At 72.7% G+C, this 18,670-nt stretch carries 16 protein-coding genes; 14 read left to right on the top strand and 2 right to left on the bottom strand.

Annotated features, from left to right (window positions below):
• The first annotated feature begins 126 nt into the window (after window positions 1-126).
• From NH2_RS21210 to NH2_RS21180, 7 genes are all read left to right on the top strand, one after another.
• Window positions 127-549, top strand: coding sequence for a YciI family protein (locus NH2_RS21210; RefSeq protein WP_067657124.1), 423 nt, complete (start codon window positions 127-129; stop codon window positions 547-549).
• A 1-nt stretch (window position 550) separates the two neighbouring features.
• Complete coding sequence (locus tag NH2_RS21205) at window positions 551-1,807, top strand: RNA polymerase sigma factor (protein WP_067657121.1); 1,257 nt, start codon at window positions 551-553, stop codon at window positions 1,805-1,807.
• A 57-nt stretch (window positions 1,808-1,864) separates the two neighbouring features.
• A complete protein-coding gene (mptB, locus tag NH2_RS21200; RefSeq protein WP_067657118.1) occupies window positions 1,865-3,541 on the top strand; it encodes a polyprenol phosphomannose-dependent alpha 1,6 mannosyltransferase MptB in 1,677 nt (558 codons plus the stop codon).
• Window positions 3,538-4,470, top strand: coding sequence for an ABC transporter ATP-binding protein (locus tag NH2_RS21195; RefSeq protein ID WP_067657115.1), 933 nt, complete (start codon window positions 3,538-3,540; stop codon window positions 4,468-4,470). The genes mptB and NH2_RS21195 overlap by 4 nt, the downstream gene beginning before the upstream one ends.
• The gene (locus NH2_RS21190) at window positions 4,467-5,252 is read left to right on the top strand and encodes an ABC transporter permease (protein WP_067657112.1); all 786 of its coding nucleotides are present in this window, start codon (window positions 4,467-4,469) and stop codon (window positions 5,250-5,252) included. Before NH2_RS21195 ends, NH2_RS21190 begins: the two co-directional genes overlap by 4 nt.
• 41 nt (window positions 5,253-5,293) lie before the next feature.
• On the top strand, window positions 5,294-6,256 hold the full coding sequence (locus NH2_RS21185) for a COX15/CtaA family protein (protein WP_067657110.1): 963 nt from the start codon (window positions 5,294-5,296) through the stop codon (window positions 6,254-6,256).
• Between the two features lie 221 nt (window positions 6,257-6,477).
• Entirely contained in the window at window positions 6,478-7,359 is an 882-nt protein-coding gene (locus NH2_RS21180) for a universal stress protein (protein WP_067657107.1), read from the top strand.
• A gap of 13 nt (window positions 7,360-7,372) precedes the next feature.
• Here NH2_RS21180 and NH2_RS21175 read toward each other — a convergent pair whose 3' ends face one another.
• Entirely contained in the window at window positions 7,373-7,723 is a 351-nt protein-coding gene (locus NH2_RS21175) for a hypothetical protein (protein WP_067657103.1), read from the bottom strand.
• A 62-nt stretch (window positions 7,724-7,785) separates the two neighbouring features.
• On the opposite strand from NH2_RS21175, the gene NH2_RS21170 reads away from it, so the two are divergent.
• The gene (locus NH2_RS21170) at window positions 7,786-8,751 is read left to right on the top strand and encodes a quinone oxidoreductase family protein (protein ID WP_067657100.1); all 966 of its coding nucleotides are present in this window, start codon (window positions 7,786-7,788) and stop codon (window positions 8,749-8,751) included.
• Here the strand turns inward: NH2_RS21170 and NH2_RS21165 are convergent.
• Window positions 8,748-9,635 (bottom strand): heme o synthase, encoded by an 888-nt coding sequence (locus NH2_RS21165; protein ID WP_157103899.1) that lies wholly within the window; start codon window positions 9,633-9,635, stop codon window positions 8,748-8,750. The two genes, NH2_RS21170 and NH2_RS21165, sit on opposite strands and share 4 nt — an antisense overlap.
• A 259-nt stretch (window positions 9,636-9,894) precedes the next feature.
• Here NH2_RS21165 and tkt point away from each other — a divergent pair, with 259 nt between their 5' ends.
• The 6 genes from tkt to NH2_RS21135 all read left to right on the top strand — a co-directional run bounded on the left by tkt (window position 9,895) and on the right by NH2_RS21135 (window position 18,595).
• Complete coding sequence (gene tkt / locus NH2_RS21160; protein ID WP_067657098.1) at window positions 9,895-12,036, top strand: transketolase; 2,142 nt, start codon at window positions 9,895-9,897, stop codon at window positions 12,034-12,036.
• 7 nt (window positions 12,037-12,043) lie between these two features.
• Window positions 12,044-13,180, top strand: coding sequence for a transaldolase (tal, locus tag NH2_RS21155; protein ID WP_067657095.1), 1,137 nt, complete (start codon window positions 12,044-12,046; stop codon window positions 13,178-13,180).
• Between the two features lie 4 nt (window positions 13,181-13,184).
• Window positions 13,185-14,741, top strand: a complete 1,557-nt coding sequence (gene zwf, locus NH2_RS21150; protein WP_067657093.1) for a glucose-6-phosphate dehydrogenase — start codon at window positions 13,185-13,187, stop codon at window positions 14,739-14,741.
• Window positions 14,738-15,649 (top strand): glucose-6-phosphate dehydrogenase assembly protein OpcA, encoded by a 912-nt coding sequence (gene opcA, locus NH2_RS21145; protein WP_174552860.1) that lies wholly within the window; start codon window positions 14,738-14,740, stop codon window positions 15,647-15,649. Before zwf ends, opcA begins: the two co-directional genes overlap by 4 nt.
• Window positions 15,639-16,367, top strand: a complete 729-nt coding sequence (pgl, locus tag NH2_RS21140; protein WP_067657086.1) for a 6-phosphogluconolactonase — start codon at window positions 15,639-15,641, stop codon at window positions 16,365-16,367. Before opcA ends, pgl begins: the two co-directional genes overlap by 11 nt.
• A gap of 200 nt (window positions 16,368-16,567) precedes the next feature.
• The gene (locus tag NH2_RS21135; protein ID WP_067657083.1) at window positions 16,568-18,595 is read left to right on the top strand and encodes a thiamine pyrophosphate-dependent enzyme; all 2,028 of its coding nucleotides are present in this window, start codon (window positions 16,568-16,570) and stop codon (window positions 18,593-18,595) included.
• Window positions 18,596-18,670 lie beyond the last annotated feature (75 nt).

Below are 18,670 nucleotides of genomic sequence, written 5' to 3'. Positions count from 1 at the left end.
GGATCGGGGGTGCGACGAACACCACATTTCGAAAAAATCTGCGGCGGGTGTCGATCTCCCCGGTTCCCGTTCGACGCAGTGGGTGAAAGGGTCGAGACGCGACCGGATACCGAGAGGCAGAGAACCATGAAGTACATGCTGATCATGCGGACCACCGACGAGGCGCTCGCCGCATCCGCCGAGGTGGATTTCGAACAGATCATCGCCGAGATGGGCGCCTACAACGAGTCCATGGTGAAGGCCGGGGTGCTGGCCGGCGGCGACGGCCTGACCGACGCCGCCGAAGGCTTCGTCGTCGAGTTCACCGACGAGGAGCCGCTCGTCACCGACGGCCCGTACGGCGAGACCAAGGAGCTGTTCAACGGCTTCTGGATCCTCGATGTCGCCTCGGCCGAGGAGGCCGCGGAGTGGGCGCGCAAGGCGCCGCTCGGCAAGGGCAACAAGCTCGAGGTGCGCCGCATCCACGGGGTCGAGGACTTCCCGGCCGACAACGAGTGGATCAAGAAGGAGATGGCCTGGAAGGCCGAGTACGAGGCCAAGAACTCCTGAGATGACCGGGACAGTTCAGGGCCGGGTCGCCGCGGTGTGGCGGATGGAATCCGCGCGCATCGTGGCGGCCCTGACCCGCTCGCTCGGCGATTTCGGCATCGCCGAGGACGCCGCCCAGGAGGCGCTCGCCGACGCGCTCGCGCAGTGGCCGGAGCGCGGCGTGCCGGACAACCCCGGCGCCTGGCTCACCACCGTGGCCAGGCGCAAGGCGATCGATGTGTTGCGCCGCGCCGAGCGGCACGACGAACGGGTCACGGTGCTCGGCGCGGAGCTGCGCGAAGGCGAGCCGGACGAGGAGCACTGGACCGGCGCGCCGTGGGATCCGGACCGGATCGACGACGACGTGCTCGGCCTGATCTTCATCTCCTGCCACCCGATGCTGGCCAGGCAGGCGCAGGTGGCGCTGACGCTGCGCGTGGTCGGCGGCCTCACCGGCGAGGAGATCGCCCGCGCCTGCCTGATCTCCACCCCCGCCGTGCAGCAGCGCATCGTGCGCGCCAAGAAGACCCTGGCCGCGGCGAACGTCCCCTTCGAGCTCCCCCCGCGCGGCGAGTTCGGCCGGCGGCTGACCGGCGTCCTCGCCGTGCTGTACCTCATGTTCAACGAGGGCTACACGGCCAGCCGCGGCACCGACTGGATGCGCCCCGAGCTGAGCCGCGAGGCACTGCGCCTGGCCAGGGTGCTCGCCGAACTCGTCCCGGCCGAGCCGGAGGCACACGGCCTGGTGGCCCTCATGGAGCTCACCGCCGCCCGCTTCCCCGCCCGCCTCGACCGCGACGGCGACCCGATCCTGCTGGCCGACCAGGACCGCACCCGCTGGGAGCGCGACCGCATCACCCGCGGCCGGGCCGCTCTCGCCCGCTGCGACGCCCTGCGCCGCGGCCGCGGGAAGTACGCCCTGCAGGCGGGGATAGCCGAGTGCCACGCCATCGCCCCCACGATCGACGACACCGACTGGGAGCGCATAGTCCTGCTCTACGAGGCCCTCGGCCGCATCGCCCCCAACCCGGTCGTCGAACTCAACCGCGCCGCCGCCGTGGCCATGGCAACGGGACCCGAAGCCGCGCTCCCCATCCTGGACGCCCTCGAATCCGGCGGCAAGCTCGACCGCTACCACCTGCTCCCCGCCACCCGCGGCGAACTCCTCGCCCAGCTGGGCCGCTCGGCCGAAGCCCGAGCCGCCCTCGAATCAGCCGCCGCCCTGACCGGCAATGCCCGCGAACGAGAGGTCCTCCTCCGTCGCGCGGCCGACGTGTAGCCGACCCGACGCGAAGGCGAAGCCGTTGAAAAGTAATCTTTTGACTACGCTGACCCCGTGTCGGTACTCATATGCGCTCGGCGTCGATTGGTGGCATTCGGACGCCGAGCGCTCGGCCTCGACGTCCCCGCCGACCACACCATCGCGGTGCTGCACACCGACGAGAAAGAAGTCCCCGGCCTCGACCGCGACGAGCTGCGCCAGCTCGACCGCATCCGCCTGCTCGGCGCCACCGGCACCGTCCTCATGGCCATCGCCGCCCTCGGCATCGGCGCGCAACCCGTGCACCAGAACCCCGTCTCCGGCGTGCGGGTACTCGGCATCTTCGCCCGCGCGCACACCGGCTCGCTGGCCATGTGCATGGTCGGCTCGGCCATCGTGGTGCTGGCGTGGCTGCTGCTCGGCCGCTTCGCCATCGGCAGCCTGGGCGGCTCGCCGCGGCACCGGCTCTCCCGCTCCCAGCTGGACCGCACGCTGCTGCTCTGGATCCTGCCGCTGAGCGTGGCGCCGCCGCTGTTCAGCAATGACGTCTACTCGTACCTGGCGCAGAGCGAGATCGCCGGGCGCGGGATCGACCCGTACTCCGAGGGCCCGGTCGCCGGGCTCGGGATCGACAACGTCCTCACCAACAACGTGCCGACCATCTGGCGCGACACCCCCGCGCCGTACGGCCCGCTCTTCCTCTGGGTCGGCCGTGGGATCGCCGAGCTGACCGGGGAGAACATCATCGCCGGGGTGTGGGCGCACCGCGCGCTGGCGCTGGCCGGGGTCGCGCTCATCGTGTGGGCGCTGCCGCGGCTCTCGGTGCGCTGCGGGGTGGCGCCGGTGAGCGCGCTCTGGCTCGGCGCCTGCAACCCGCTCGTCCTCTTCCACCTGGTGGGCGGGGTGCACAACGACGCGCTCATGCTCGGGCTCATGCTGGCCGGGCTGGAGTTCTGCCTGCGCGCCATCGAGGACGCACCGGTCTTCGACGCCCGCGCCTACGCGCTGCTGATCGGCGGCGCGGTGACGATCACGCTCTCCTCCACCGTCAAGTTCACCTCGATCATCGCGCTCGGCTTCGTCGGCATGGCGCTGGCGCGGCGCTGGGGTGCGGGGCCGTGGTCGATCCTCAAGGCGGCGCTGCTCCTCGCCCTGGTGGCGGGGGTGACGACCGTCGCCATCAGCACCGCCAGCGGGCTCGGCTTCGGCTGGCTCTACACGCTGAACACCGCGAGCGCGGTGCGCAGCTGGATGTCGCTGCCGACCGCGCTCGGCGTGATCACCGGCTTCGGCGGGGTGCTGCTCGGGCTCGGCGACCACACCACCGCGCTGCTCAGCATCACCCGGCCGATCGCCGCGCTCGGCGCCGCCGTCATCGCGCTGCGCATGCTGGTGGCGACCAATACCGGGCGGCTGCACCCGGTGGGGGCGCTCGGGGTCGCGCTCGGCGCCATCGTGCTGCTCTTCCCGGTGGTGCAGCCCTGGTACCTGCTCTGGGCCATCGTTCCGCTGGCGGCCTGGGCCACCAGGCCCGCCTTCCGCGGCCCCGCGGTGCTGGTCCCGGCGATCGTGAGCGTGATCGCCATGCCGCGCGGCGCGGAGTTCGAGGTGTTCCAGATCGTGGGCGCGGCCGTGGCCGGGGTCATCGTGGTGGTGCTGTTCGTGGTGGTGACGAGGAACCGGCTGCCCTGGCGTCAGGCGGGGGTGTCGGCTCCGTCACAGCCGGCGACTGCCTACGGTGTGTCATCGTGACCGCTGACCCCGATCTCGCGCTCCGCGTCGACGGTGTCGTCAAGCGCTACGGCGAGACCGTCGCGGTCGACGAGCTGACCTTCGACGTGCGGCGCGCGGAGGTACTGGCGCTGCTCGGGCCGAACGGCGCGGGCAAGACCAGCACGGTGGAGATGTGCGAGGGCTTCCTGCGCCCGGACGCGGGCCGCGTGCGGGTGCTCGGGCTGGACCCGATCGCCGACTCCGAGGCGCTGCGCCCGCGGATCGGCGTCATGCTGCAGGGCGGCGGCGCCTACCCCGGCTCACGCGCGGGCGAGATGCTGGAGCTGGTCGCGGCCTACTCGGCGCACCCGCTGGACCCGCAGTGGCTGCTCGACACGCTGGGCCTGCGTGACCACCGGCGCACCCCCTACCGCAGGCTCTCCGGCGGGCAGCAGCAGCGGCTGGCGCTGGCCTGCGCACTGGTCGGGCGGCCGGAGATCGTCTTCCTCGACGAGCCGACCGCTGGGCTGGACGCCCAGGCCAGGCTGATCGTCTGGGAGCTGGTGGCGGCGCTGCGCCGGGACGGCGTGACCGTCGTCCTCACCACCCACCTCATGGACGAGGCCGAGCAACTGGCCGACCGGCTGGTCATCATCGACCACGGCCGGATCGTCGCGCAGGGCACCCCCGCCGAGGTGACCGCGCACGGCGCGGCGGGTCAGCTGCGCTTCGCCGCGCCGCCCAAGCTCGACCTGGAGCTGCTGGCCAGGGCGCTGCCGGAGGGGTTCGCGCCGCGCGAGACCGCGCCGGGTGCCTACCTCATCGAGGGCGAGATCGACCCGCAGGTGCTGGCCACCGTCACCGCCTGGTGCGCCAGGCAGAACGTGCTCGCCACCGATATCCGGATCGACCAGCGCCGCCTCGAGGACGTCTTCCTCGAACTCACCGGACGGGAGCTGCGCGGATGACCACCGCCCCGGAGAATCGGTTCACCCCGGGCACCTTCGCCCCCGACCCGCGCCCGGCGGGCCGGGCCGCCATGCTCGCCGCGCAGACCCGGCTGGAGCTGGTGCTGCTGCTGCGCAACGGCGAGCAGCTGCTGCTCACCATGTTCATCCCGATCACCCTGCTGGTCGGGCTCACCCTGCTGCCCTTCGGCGACCTCGGCAGCGAGCGGGTGGACACCATCGTGCCCGCGGTGATGATGGTGGCGGTGATGTCCACCGCCTTCACCGGGCAGGCCATCGCGGTCGGCTTCGACCGGCGCTACGGCGCGCTCAAGCGGCTCGGCGCGACGGCGCTGCCGCGCTGGGGCATCATCGCGGGCAAGAGCGGCGCTGTGGTGCTCGTGGTGATCGTGCAGGCACTGCTGCTCGGCGCGATCGGGCTGACGCTGGGCTGGCGGCCGGAGCCGGGCGGGCTGCTGCTCGGGGCCGCGGTGATCGCGCTCGGCACCGCCACCTTCGCCGCGCTCGGGCTGCTGCTCGGCGGCACATTGCGCGCGGAGATCGTGCTGGCGCTGGCCAATATCCTCTGGTTCGTCATGCTCGGCATCGCCAGCGTGCACTTCGCCGCCGGGTCGGTGCCGGATGCCGTGCACACCCTGGTGCGGCTGGTGCCGTCCGGTGCGCTCGCGGTGGCGCTGGAGGAGAGCATGCGCGGCGCGGTGGACTGGTTCGGGCTGGTGGTGCTTGCGGTGTGGGGGCTGGCGGGCGGGGCCGCCGCGGTGCGCTGGTTCCGGTTCCAGTAGCCCTCAACGACGCGGTGTAGTACGGGCGCTACCATCGTCGCGTGGTGTACCGCGCCTTCCTGCGACTCGTCGACCGGCTTCCGCTCCCCTCGCTGCGCACGCAGCGGCTGATCGCGTTCGCGGTGATCCTCACCCAGGCCGGGATCTCGGTGACCGGCGCGGTCGTCCGGGTCACCGCCTCCGGGCTCGGCTGCCCGACCTGGCCGCAGTGCTTCCCCGGCAGCTTCACCCCGGTCGGCGTCTCCGAGGTGCCGGTGGTGCACCAGGCGGTGGAGTTCGGCAATCGGCTGCTCACCTTCGCGGTGACGCTCTGCGCCGCGCTGGTGGTGCTGGCCGTGATCCGGGCGCGGCGCAGGCGTTCGGTGCTGGTCTACGCCTGGCTCATGCCGGGCGGGACGGTACTGCAGGCGATCATCGGCGGCGTCACCGTGCTCACCGGGCTGCTCTGGTGGACCGTGGCGGTGCACCTGCTGGTCTCCATGGTGATGGTGTGGCTCGCGGTGGTGCTGTACGCCGAGATCGGCGAACCGGACGACGGGGTGCGGGTGGCGCAGGCGCCGAAACCGCTGCGGCTGCTCACCCTTCTGAGCGGGGTCGCGCTGGCCGGGGTGCTGGTCGCGGGCACGCTGGTGACCGGGGCCGGGCCGCACGCGGGCGACAAGAGCGTCGAGCGGCCGGTGCAGCGGTTGCAGGTGGAGATCGTGACGCTGGTGCACCTGCACGCGCAGCTGCTCGTGGCGTACCTGGCGCTGCTGGTGGGGCTCGGCTTCGGGCTGTTCGCGGTCGGCAGCAGCCGCGCGGTGCGGACCCGGCTCTTCGTGCTGATCGGGCTGGTCTGCGCGCAGGCGCTGGTCGGGCTGGTGCAGTACCTCACCGATGTGCCTGCGGCGCTGGTCGCCGTGCACGTCGCAGGCGCCGCCGCCTGCACCGCCGCCACCGCCGCGCTCTGGGCCGCGCTGCACCGGCGCGAGCGGGTCCCGGCCGAGCAGCTCGCCCCCGCCTGACCGCGGGCTCCGCCACGGCAGCCCGCGGGCTCCGGCGACCGGCGGGCTGCCGGGAGCGCACCGCCGCGACCTGCGCGGTACCGTTCGCGCCCGGAGTCGGGCAACCACCGGGCGCACCAGGGACTTTCGGCCCTGCTTCGGGGTCCCTCGACCCGATGACGCCGGGACCCCACGCTGCCAAGGTGGAGCGACCAGTTCGGACGTCCCTGGGGAGGACAACCATGCAGCAGGCCCGGCAGTCGATCGTCGTCGGGATCGACGGCACCGCACCGGCGCTCGCGGCGGCCCGCTGGGCCGCGGCGCTGGCGGCGCGGCGCGGGGCACCGCTGATCCTGGTGAGCGTGATCGCGGTGCCGGACACCAGGATCGTGGCACCGCGCTGGGCCGATGCCGACCTCCGCGACCTACTCCGCGCCGAGGGGCGGCGCGCGGTGCGGCAGGCCGCCGCCGTGGTCCAGGCCGACCGCCCCGGCGTCGAGCCGACCCAGCTCGTGCTGGACGGCGATCCCGCGGCCGAACTGCTGGTCGCCGCCGAATCGGCGCGGCTGCTCGTGGTCGCGGCGGGCGGTGCGAGCCCGCTGCGCACCCTGCTGCTCGGCTCGACCGCGCTGCGGGTGGCGGACAAGGCGCTCTGCCCGGTCGCGGTCTGGCGCGGCGACCCGAACGCCCCGCTCCCCGGCCAGGGGGCGGTGCTGGCGGGGGTGGACGGCAGCCCGTGCGGCGACGTCGCCCTGGAGCACGCCTTCGACCTCGCCTCGCTGCTCGGCACCGACCTGGTCGCGCTGCACGCGTGGAACGACCCCGACCTGCTGCGCTGGTCCCCCGCCCCGGACGACGAGCAGGCGCTCGCCGCGCGCGAGGCGGAGCTACTCGGCCAGCGTCTGGCCGGCTGGCCGGAGAAGTACCCCGACGTCGCCGTCACCCGGGTCGTGCGGAAATCCCCGGCCCCCTTCGCCCTGCTCGCCGAGGCCGAGGCGGCGAGCCTGGTCGTCGCCGGTACCCACGGCCGAAACCGCCTGGTGCGCACCATGATCGGCTCCACCAGCCAGAACCTGCTGCACCACGCACCCTGCCCGGTGGTCCTGTGCCGCCTCCCCGCCTGACCCGGCCGCGGGCTCAGCGCTCGTTGCGCGCCCTGGGAAACTTCGTCTGCTTGGCGACCCAGCCCGCCATCTTGGCGTAGTGGCCCCGCCGTGGGGTGGCCGCCGAGCTCAGCTCGCGATCCCACTCCTCGGCGGCGGTCAGCCCGTCCACCCGCTCGACCAGGGCCGCGGCGACGGCGTGGCTGCCGACGACCCGGTCGCCGAGCACCCCGTCGCCGCCGACCAGCGTCACCCGGACGCCCTCGGTCCCCAGCGACTGCAGCACCGCGGTGGCCGAACCCCCGTGCCCGGCGACGAACGCCCGTACCGACTTGACGATCTCGTCCGGCACCTTCGCCGGAGCCTCGGTCGCTTGCGTACTCATGCCCGAGATCTTACCCGCGGGTAGCCCGGTGCCGACCGCGCGCCGGTGTAGAACTGGAACACATGCGTGCCATCCAGGTAGTCGAGAACGGCGGTCCCGAAGTCCTGCGCCACGTCGACCTCCCCGATCCGGAGCCGGGCCCCGGCGAGCTGCTGGTGCGGACCGCGGCGATCGGGATCAACTTCATCGACACCTACATCCGCACCGGCCGCTACCCCGGCACGCTGCCGTACGTGCCCGGCGCCGAGGGCACCGGCGAGGTGGTCGCGGTGGGCGCCGACGTCACCGAGTTCGCCGAGGGCGACATCGTGGCCTGGGCCGATGCGCCGGGCAGCTACGCCGAGCTGGCGCTGGTCCCGGCCGCGAGGGCGATCGGCGTCCCGGCCGGGGTCGAGCCGGCGGTGGCCGCCTCCGCGCTGCTCCAGGGCATGACCGCGCACTACTTGCTGACCTCGGTCTACGAGCCGAAGATCGGCGAGACCGTGCTGGTGCACGCGGGTGCGGGCGGCGTCGGGCTGATCCTGACCCAGCTCGCGGTGGCGCGCGGCGTCCGGGTGATCACCACCGTCTCCACCGACGCCAAGGAGGCGCTCTCCCGCGAGGCGGGCGCCACCGACGTGCTGCGCTACGCCGCCGACCTGGCCGACCAGGTGCGCGGGCTGACCGGCGGCGATGGCGTGGCCGCGGTGTACGACGGCGTCGGCGCCGACACCTTCGAGGCGAGCCTGGCCGCGCTGCGCATCCGCGGCACGCTGGCGCTCTTCGGCGCGGCGAGCGGTCCGGTCCCGCCGTTCGACCTGCAGCGGCTGAACCCGGCGGGTTCGCTCTTCGTCACCCGCCCGACGCTGGCGCACTACACCCGCGACCGCTCCGAGCTGATGTGGCGGGCGGGCGACATCCTGGAGGCGATCGCCGACGGCTCGCTCGCTGTCCGGATCGGCGCGAGCTACCCGCTGGCCGAGGCCGAGCGCGCGCACCGCGACCTGGAGGGCCGCAGGACCACCGGCTCGATCGTGCTGACGCCCTAGAAGAGGCTGCCGATGGTGTCCCAGCCGAGCACGGAGTCCACCGCGAGGCCGCAGAACACCACGGCGAGGTAGTTGTTCGACTGCAGGAAGAGCCGCAGCGGCTTGACCGACTCGCCGCGCCGCACCCCGGCGTACAGCTGGTGCGCCATGAGCAGGAACCAGGCACCGGCCACCAGCGCCACCGCCGCGTAGATCACGCCGGTGGCCGGGACCAGCGCCAGCGTGGTGAGCACGGTGAGCCAGGTGTAGATCACGATCTGCTTGGTGACCACCCGTTCGGTGGCGACGACCGGCAGCATCGGCACCCCGGCCGCGCGGTAGTCCTCCTTGTAGCGCATGGCCAGCGCCCAGGTGTGCGGCGGCGTCCAGAAGAAGATCACGCCGAAGAGCGCCACCGCGGGCCAGCCGATGCTCCCGGTGACGGCGGACCAGCCGACCAGCGCGGGCATGCAGCCCGCCGCGCCGCCCCAGACCACGTTCTGCGAGGTGCGCCGCTTGAGCCCGAGGGTATAGACGAAGACGTAGAACAGGATCGTCGCCACCACCAGCGCGCCGCTGAGCAGGTTGGCCTGCCACCAGAGCCAGGCGAAGGAGCCGATGCCGAGCAGCACCCCGAAGACGAAGGCGTTCGGAGTCGGCACCGCGTCCCTGGCCAGCGGGCGCCGCGCGGTGCGCTTCATGACCTTGTCGATATCGGCGTCGGCGACGCAGTTCAGGGTGTTGGCGCTGGCCGCGCCCATCCAGCCGCCGAAGAGCGTGACCAGGATGAGCCGGATGTCGACGGTGCCGCGATCGGCGAGCAGCATGGTCGGGATCGTCGCGACCAGCAGCAGCTCGATCACCCGCGGTTTGGTCAGCGCGATGTAGGCGAGCACCCGGCGCATCGTGCGCGAGGGGAGGCCGGCACCGGAGAAGCGGTCGACCAGCGTGGTGCCGGAGGAGCCGTGCGCACCAAGGTCGTCCTGTCGTGGATCGATCGGCACTGTTTCTCCTCGCACGCTGCGCATCGCCTCCGGTCGGCTACTACTACAGAGGATGGTAGACCCCCGACACCCCAGGCCTGACGGGGGCGGTGGCCCCGGCACCTCTAGGGTGGACAGCACACCCCGCCGTCGACGAAACCATTACAGGAGAACCTCGGTCGTGTCAGTCACAGACGACATCCGCGCGCTCACTCAGCCGAACCACCCTGACGACTGGACGGACCTGGACACCAAGGCCGTCGACACCGTTCGCGTGCTCGCGGCCGACGCGGTGCAGAACGCGGGCAACGGTCACCCGGGCACCGCCATGAGCCTGGCGCCGCTCGCCTACACCCTCTTCCAGCGCACCATGCGGCACGACCCGTCCGACCCCGAGTGGGTGGGGCGCGACCGCTTCGTGCTTTCCTGCGGGCACTCCAGCCTGACCCTCTACATCCAGCTCTACCTGGCCGGGTTCGGCCTGGAGCTGGAGGACCTGAAGAATCTGCGCAAGTGGGGTTCGCTCACCCCCGGCCACCCGGAGTACCGGCACACCAGGGGCGTCGAGATCACCACCGGCCCGCTGGGCCAAGGGCTGGCCTCCGCCGTCGGCATGGCCATGGCCGCCCGCCGCGAGCGCGGCCTCTTCGACCCGGAGGCCGCGCCGGGAGCGAGCCCGTTCGACCACCAGATCTACGTGATCGCCTCGGACGGCGACATGGAGGAGGGCGTCACCGCGGAGGCGTCGTCGCTCGCGGGCACCCAGCAGCTGGGGAACCTGACGGTGATCTACGACGACAACAAGATCTCCATCGAGGACGACACCACCATCGCCTTCACCGAGGACGTCGCCGGGCGCTACGAGGCGTACGGCTGGCACGTGCAGGAGGTGAACGGCGGCGAGGACGTGGTGGCCATCGAGGCGGCGCTGGCCGCCGCCAAGGCGGAGACCGGCAGGCCGTCGCTGATCGTGCTGCGCACCATCATCGGCTTCCCCGCCCCCACCAAGCAGAACACCGGCGCCTCGCACGGCGCGGCGCTCGGCGCGGACGAGGTCGCGGGCACCAAGCGCGCGCTCGGCTTCGACCCCGAGCAGAGCTTCGAGGTGGCCCCCGAGGTCATCGCGCACACCCGCAGGGCCGCCGAGCGCGGCGCGCGGGCGCACGCCGACTGGACCATCGAGTTCGACGCGTGGGCGCAGCGCGTGCCCGCGGGCAAGCAGCTCTTCGACCGGCTCTTCAACGGCGAGCTGCCGGACGGCTGGGCCGACGGGCTGCCCAGCTGGGAGCCGGACGCCAAGGGGCTCGCCACCCGCAAGGCCTCGGCCAAGGTGCTGGCCGCGCTCGGCCCGGTGCTGCCCGAGCTCTGGGGCGGCTCGGCCGACCTGGCGGAATCCAACAACACCACCATCCCGGACTCGGCCAGCTTCGGCCCGGAGGAGATCAGCACCGGGATGTGGAAGGCGAATCCGTACGGCCGCACGCTGCACTTCGGCGTCCGCGAGCACGCCATGGGCGCGATCCTGAACGGCATCGTGCTGCACGGCCCGACCCGTCCGTACGGCGGCACCTTCCTGGTGTTCAGCGACTACATGCGCCCCGCCGTGCGGCTCGCCGCCATCATGCGGGCGCCCACCACCTACGTGTGGACGCACGACTCCATCGGCCTCGGCGAGGACGGCCCGACGCACCAGCCGATCGAGCACCTCGCGGTGCTGCGCGCCATCCCCGGGCTGAGCGTGGTGCGCCCCGGCGACGCCAACGAGACCGCGCACGCCTGGCGCTCGGTGCTGGAGAAGCACAGCGGCAAGCACAACTCGCCCTTCGTCTCGCACGAGCGGGCCGGGCTCGGCGGCCCCGCCGCACTGGCGCTGACCAGGCAGGACCTGCCGGTGCTCGAGGGCACCAGCTACGAGGGCGTGCGCAAGGGCGGGTACATCCTGGCCGAGGCGTCCGGCGGCACCCCGCAGGTGATCCTGATCGCGACCGGTTCCGAGCTCCAGCTCGCCGTCGCCGCCCGCACTACGCTGGAGGAGCAGGGCATCGCGACCCGGGTGGTCTCGATGCCGTGTGTGGAGTGGTTCGACGCACAGGACAAGGCCTACCGTGACGAGGTGCTGCCCCCCGGCGCCACCGCCAGGGTGGTCGTGGAGGCCGGTATCGCGATGCCGTGGCACCGGTTCGCCGGTGACGCGGGCGAGATCGTGTCGATCGAGCACTTCGGCGCCTCCGCCGACTACAAGACCCTGTTCCGCGAATTCGGCTTTACCGCAGAGGCCGTCGTCGACGCCGCACGACGCACGCTCGAGAACGTGAAGGGATAAAGCGCTCATGGCACAGAACCAGAATCTCACCGCGCTGAGCGAGGCGGGTGTCTCGGTCTGGCTCGACGACCTCTCGCGGGACCGCATCCGGTCCGGCAACCTGGCCGAGCTGATCGCGACCCGCAGCGTGGTCGGGGTGACCACCAACCCGACCATCTTCCAGCAGGCGCTCAGCAAGGGCGAAGCCTACGACGAGCAGGTGCGCGAGCTCACCGAGCAGCGCGCCGACGCGGACGCCGCCGTCCGCACCATCACCACCGACGACGTGCGCGCCGCGTGCGACGTCTTCGCCCCGGTCTTCGAGCAGTCCGGCGGGGTGGACGGCCGGGTCTCGATCGAGGTCGACCCGCGGCTCGCCTTCGATGCGGAGAAGACCGCCGCGCAGGCCGTCGAGCTGTGGAAAATCGTGGACCGGCCCAACCTGTTCATCAAGATCCCGGCCACCGAGGCGGGGCTGCCCGCCATCACCGCGGTGATCGGCGAGGGCATCAGCGTCAATGTGACGCTGATCTTCTCGGTGGAGCGGTACCGGGCTGTCATGGGCGCGTACCTGGACGGGCTGCGCCGGGCCCGCACCGCCGGGCACGACCTGGCGAAGATCCACTCGGTGGCCTCGTTCTTCGTGTCCAGGGTGGACTCCGAGATCGACAAGCGGCTCGACGCGATCGGCACCGACGCGGCGCTGGCGCTGCGCGGCAAGGCCGCCATCGCGAACGCGCGGCTGGCCTACGCCGAGTACGAGTCGGTCTTCAACGGCGGCAGCCACGGCTCCACCTACGACCAGCTGGCCTCGGCGGGCGCCAACCGGCAGCGCCCGCTCTGGGCCTCCACCGGGGTGAAGAACAAGGACTACCCGGACACCCTCTACGTCACCGAGCTGGTGGCGCCGAACACCGTGAACACGCTGCCCGAGGCCACCCTGCAGGCGGTCGCGGACCACGGCGAGGTGCGCGGCGACACGGTCAGCGGCACCGCCGCCGACGCCGCCGCGGTGTTCGAGCAGCTGAGCGCGGCCGGGGTCGACCTGGACGACGTCTTCGCGGTGCTGGAGCGCGAGGGCGTGGACAAGTTCGAGAAATCGTGGGAGGAGCTGCTCTCCGCGACCGCCGCCGAGCTCGGCGCGGCGGAGCACGGGGACCGCTGACCCGATGGCCGGCACAGTGCACGAGTGGACGAACCCGCTGCGTGACGAGCGGGACAAGCGCGTACCCCGGATCGCCGGGCCGTGCAGCATGGTGATCTTCGGCGTGACCGGAGATCTCTCCCGGAAGAAGCTGATGCCGGCCATCTACGACCTGGCGAACCGGGGGCTGCTTCCCCCCGGCTTCGCCCTGGTCGGGTTCGCCCGGCGCGACTACGCCGACGAGGATTTCGCCCAGGTGGTGCTGGAGGCGGTCAGGGCGCACGCCCGCACGCCGTTCCGCCAGGAGGTCTGGGACCATCTGGCCGAGGGCATCCGCTTCGTGCAGGGCACCTTCGAGGACGACGCCGCCTTCGCCCAGCTCGCCGATACCCTGGCCAGGCTGGACAAGGACCGGGGCACCGGCGGCAACCACGCCTTCTACCTCTCCATCCCGCCGAACATGTTCCCGGTGGTGCTGGACAAGCTCTCCGCGCACGATCTGGCGCAGCCGCAGAAGACCGACGCCGAGGGCCGCAAGCCGTGGCGCCGGGTGGTGATCGAGAAACCCTTCGGCCACGACCTGGAGAGCGCCGTCGAGCTGAATGCCCTGGTGAACCGGGTCTTCCCGGAGGAGACGGTGTTCCGGATCGACCACTACCTGGGCAAGGAGACGGTGCAGAACCTGCTGGCGCTGCGCTTCGCCAACCAGCTCTTCGACCCGATCTGGAACGCCAACTACGTCGACCACGTCCAGATCACCATGGCCGAGGACATCGGGCTCGGCGGCCGGGCCGGGTACTACGACGGCATCGGCGCGGCCCGCGACGTCATCCAGAACCACCTGCTGCAGCTGCTCGCGCTCACCGCCATGGAGGAGCCGATCAGCTTCCAGCCCAGGCAGCTGCAGACCGAGAAGATCAAGGTGCTCTCGGCGACCAAGCTGGTCGAGCCGCTGGACGCCACCACCGCGCGCGGCCAGTACGCCGAGGGCTGGCAGGGCGGCGAGCACGTGGTCGGGCTGCTCGACGAGGAGGGGTTCGACCCGGAATCGCGCACCGAGACCTACGCCGCTATCACGCTGGAGGTGGACACCCGCCGCTGGGCGGGCGTGCCGTTCTACCTCCGCACCGGCAAGCGGCTCGGGCGCCGGGTCACCGAGATCGCGGTGGTCTTCAAGCGCGCCCCGCACCTGCCCTTCGACCAGACCATGACCGAGGAGCTCGGGCAGAACGCGCTGGTCATCCGGGTGCAGCCGGACGAGGGGATCACCATGCGGTTCGGCTCCAAGGTGCCGGGCTCCAGCATGGAGGTGCGCGACGTGAACATGGACTTCAGCTACGGCTCCGCCTTCACCGAGTCCTCGCCGGAGGCCTACGAGCGGCTCATTCTCGACGTGCTGCTCGGCGAGCCCTCGCTCTTCCCGGTGAACGCGGAGGTCGAGTTGTCCTGGCGGATCCTCGATCCGGTGATCGAGCACTGGGCGGCCGAGGGCAGGCCGCAGCCGTACGAGTCGGGGACCTGGGGCCCGGTGTCGGCGGACGAGATGCTGGCCCGCACCGGCCGGGAATGGCGGCGGCCGTGATCATCGACATGCCGGAGACGACGACCGGCGACGTGACCAAGCGGCTGGTCAAGCTGCGCGAGTCCAATGGCGTCATCACCCAGGGCCGGGTGCTGACGCTGGTGGTCTGCACCCTGGACAGCTCCGAGGCCGAGGACGCCATCGGCGCCGCCAACGACGCCAGCCGGGAGCACCCCTGCCGGGTGGTGGTGCTCGCCCGCGGCGACCGCGCGGCGCCGACCAGGCTGGACGCGCAGATCCGGGTCGGCGGCGACGCGGGGGCCGCCGAGGTGATCGTGCTGCGGCTGCAGGGCGATCTGGTGAATCACGAGAGCAGCGTGGTGATCCCGTTCCTGCTGCCGGACACCCCGGTGGTGGCCTGGTGGCCGCGCGGCGCGCCGGAGTTCCCGTCCAGGGACTCCGTCGGGCGGCTCGCGGCCAGGCGGATCACCGACGCCACCTTCGCCCCCGACCCGCTCGCGGCCATCCGGCGCCGCCGCGCCTCCTATGCCAGCGGCGACACCGACCTGGCCTGGAGCCGGATCACCTACTGGCGGGCGCTGCTCGCCGCCGAGCTGGACGAACCACCGCACGAGCCGGTGGATTCGGTGGTGGTCTCCGGGCTGCGCGAGGAACCCGCGCTGGACATCCTGGCCGGCTGGCTCGCCGCCAAGCTGGGCTGCCCGGTGCAGCGGCGCACCGGCGAGCTGCGGGTGGAGCTGCACCGCCCGACCGCGTCGGTCACCATCGCGCGGCCGCAGACCGGGGTCACCGCCACGCTCTCCCGCACCGGCGACCCGGAGCAGCGGATCGCGCTGGCGCGCCGCGAGACCAGGGACTGCCTGGCCGAGGAGCTGCGCAGGCTGGACCCGGACGAGATCTATGCCGAGGCGCTGGCCGGAATCGAGAGGGTGAGCTATGACGGATAGCGTCCAGGTGGTGCTCGACGCCGACGCGCTGGTCGCGGCGGCCGCCGAGCACTTCGTCCGGATCGTGGTCGCCGCGCAGCGTGCGCGCGGGTCGGCGTCGGTGGTGCTCACCGGGGGCGGAGCCGGGATCGGGCTGCTGAAGCTGGTCCGCGAAACGCCCGGCGAGATCGACTGGGCGCGGCTCGACGTGTTCTGGGGCGACGAGCGGTTCGTGCCTGCCGGGGATCCGGAGCGCAACGAGCTGCAGGCGCGGGAGGCGCTGCTGGACCACGTGCCGGTGAATCCGGCGCGGGTGCACCCGGTGGCGACCCCGGACGGCGAGTACCCGGACCCGGTCGAGGCGGCCGCCGAGTACGCGGCCGCGGTGCACGCGCACCTGGCCGAGCACGGCGGCTTCGACCTGCACCTGCTCGGCATGGGCGGGGAGGGGCACATCAACTCGCTCTTCCCGCACACCGACGCGGTGCGCGAGCAGCGCGAGCTGGTGGTGGCGGTGACGGCCTCGCCCAAGCCGCCGCCGGTCCGCGTCACCCTCACCCTGCCCGCCATCCGCCGCGCCAGGAACGTGGTGCTGGTCGTCGGCGGCGCCGCCAAGGCCGATGCCGTCGCCGCCGCTCTCGCCGGCGCCGAGCCGGAGGACATTCCCGCCGCGGGTGCGCTCGGCGCCGAATCGACGCTCTGGCTCCTCGACCGGGACGCGGCCGCGAAACTCGGCTGAGGGGTCCGGTGCCCACCCTCGCCGACCGGCTTCGCGACGAACTCGCGAGGGTGGTTCTTTCCGTGGGTGCTGCGCACCGGCCACCGCGGGGCCGCGGCGACAGCGCACCCGCCGACGATCCGTCGGCCGAGCAGCCGCCCGGGCATCCGCCTGCACCGCGACAAGTCGCGGCGGCCGCCTGCGGCCCCGATCCAGGCGGCGTGCTGACGGAGCTGTTCGAGTCTCAGCTCACGAGCAGGCATCTCGACTTCGCGGCGCGGCGGCTGGCGGCGGAGAAGCGAGGGTTCTACAGCATCGGCTCGGCGGGGCACGAGGGCAATGCCGCGCTGGCGGAGGCGACGCGGACGACCGATCCCGCGCTCCTGCACTACCGTTCGGGCGCGTTCTACGTGCACCGCTGCCGGAAGGTCCCGGATCTGGACCCCGTCCGTGACGTCCTGCTCGGCGTGGTGGCGGCGAAGACCGAGCCGATCGCGGGCGGCAGGCACAAGGTCTTCGGCCGCGCGGAGGCCGCCATCATCCCGCAGACCTCGACCATCGCCTCGCACCTCCCGCGCGCGGTCGGCCTCGCCTTCGCCCTGAATCGCCCCGGCGCGCGATCGGAGTGGCCCGCCGACGCGGTGGTGCTGTGCACCTTCGGCGACGCCTCGGCCAACCACTCCACCGCGACCGGCGCGATCAATACCGCCATCCACACCGCCCACCAGGGCATCCCCGTGCCGATCCTCTTTGCCTGCGAGGACAACGGCATCGGCCTCAGCGTCCCCACCCCGCCCGGCTGGATCCGCACCGCCTACGCCACCCGCCCCGGCCTGCGCTGGTTCGAGGCGGACGGCACCGACCTCGAGGAAACCCTCGCTACCGCGAACGCCGCCACCGAATGGGTGCGCGAGCACCGCGAACCCGCGTTCCTCCGGCTGCGCACGGTCCGGCTGCTCGGCCACGCGGGCTCCGATGTCGAGTCCGGTTACCGCTCCCCCGCCGAGCTCGCCGCCGACGCCGCCCGCGACCCGCTCCTCGCTACCGCCCGGCTCCTCGCCGCCCGCGGCGTCGACGTCCTCGCCCTGCACGACCGCGTGCACGCCGCCGTCACCGAGGCGGCCACAGCGGTGCTCGCCGAACCGCGGCTCGGCTCGGCCGCCGAGGTCGTGGCCCCGCTCGCCGCGGCCCACCCGGACTCCGTCCGCGCGGACGCCGAACGCACGGCAACAGCGGACGAAACCCCCCTGACCCTCGCGGCGGCGATCAACCACACCCTCGCCGAGGCGCTCACCGCCGACCCCGCCGTCCTGGTCTTCGGCGAGGACGTGGCCCGCAAGGGCGGCGTCTACGGCGTCACCAAGAACCTGCGCGCCCGCTTCGGCCCGCGCCGCGTCTTCGACACCCTGCTGGACGAGCAGAGCATCCTCGGCACCGCGCTCGGCGCGGCACTGGCCGGTTTTCTCCCGGTCCCGGAGATCCAGTACCTGGCGTACCTGCACAATGCCGCCGACCAGCTGCGCGGCGAGGCCGCCACGCTCCCCTTCTTCTCCCGCGGCCGCTACCGCAACGGCACGGTGGTGCGCATCGCCGGGTACGGCTACCAGAAGGGGTTCGGCGGCCACTTCCACAACGACAACGCGGTGGCCGCGCTGCGCGACATCCCCGGCCTCGTCCTCGCCTCCCCCGCCCGCGCCGACGATGCCGCCGCGCTCCTGCGCACCTGCCTGGCGGCGGCGAGGGTGGACGGCCGGGTCTGCGTGTTCCTGGAGCCCATCGCGCTCTATCACACCCGCGACCTGCACGAACCCGGCGACGAGGGCTGGCTCGGCGCCCCGGGTGCCGAGCACGTGCCGATCGGCAGCGCGCGCCGGTACGGCACCGGAACCGACCTCACCCTGGTCTGCTTCGCCAATACCGTCCCGATGTGCCTGCGGGTCGCCCGCCGCCTCGCCGCCGACGGAATCGGCGCCCTGGTGCTCGATCTTCGCTGGCTCACCCCGCTCCCGGCGGACGACCTGCTGCGCGCCGCCCGCGCCACCGGCCGGGTGCTGGTCGCCGACGAGACCAGGCGCAGCGGCGGCGTCTCCGAATCGGTGCTCACCGCGCTGCTCGACGGCGGCTTCGCGGGGAGCATGGCCCGGGTCACCAGTGCGGACAGCTTCGTCCCGCTCGGCCCGGCTGCCGCGCACGTGCTGCTCGACGCGGGAACGATCGAGCGGGCGGCCCGCGACCTGCTGCGGCGGTGAACGCCGCCCGGCACGACGCACCGTGATCGACAACCCGGAATGCGATTGGGCGGCGACCTCCCGGCAATACAGTGG

The sequence above is a fragment of the Nocardia harenae NBRC 108248 genome (genome assembly GCF_001612885.1).
Taxonomy (GTDB): Bacteria; Actinomycetota; Actinomycetes; order Mycobacteriales; family Mycobacteriaceae; genus Nocardia; species Nocardia harenae.
The sequence above is the reverse complement of the archived record's forward strand: the minus strand, read 5'-3'. Positions and strand labels throughout refer to the sequence as shown.